This window comes from Aerococcus sp. L_32 (genome assembly GCF_050689315.1).
In genome coordinates, this window is record NZ_JBOEQF010001241.1 from 1 (window position 1) to 535 (window position 535).

1 protein-coding gene is annotated in these 535 nt (G+C 39.6%); it reads left to right on the plus strand.

Features of this window, described 5'->3' with window-relative positions; translation table 11 throughout:
* The coding region (locus ACRCJ0_RS19120) for a UvrD-helicase domain-containing protein (protein ID WP_431391792.1) at positions 1 to 535 on the plus strand (535 nt) is incomplete at both ends.

Genomic DNA, 535 nt, shown 5'->3' on the forward strand with positions numbered 1-535 from the left:
TAAAACAATTAAGGACGTATTCGACAAGGATATCTTGCCTTACTTTACCTTTGACGAGCATTACCAAGGCCTCTTTATTCAAGATGCTAAAAAACTTGGGCAAGCCATTATAAATGTGGAGAAGGTCTTTACTGAACGAATGACAGCCCATAAATTTGACCAAAGAATCTTAGATTTCTCAGATATTGAACTTTTCACCTATCAAATTTTAAGTAAGCAGTTAGCGGACACAGAAACTGGCAACGGCGGAAGTGTGAGTAAAAACGTCAATACTATAAATGAGGCTAAGGCTTACTATCGGGACAAGTTTACTGAAGTCATGGTGGATGAGTATCAGGATGTCAATGCCTTACAGGAAGCCATTCTACAAGCTGTATCAGGGAATCCAGAACATCCAAATATGTTCATGGTAGGAGATGTGAAGCAGTCGATTTACCGTTTCCGCTTTGCTGAACCAGGTTTATTTATCCATAAATTCAACCAATTCGCGGATGGTAATGGAGGACAAAGGATTGTCTTAGCGGAAAACTTCCGA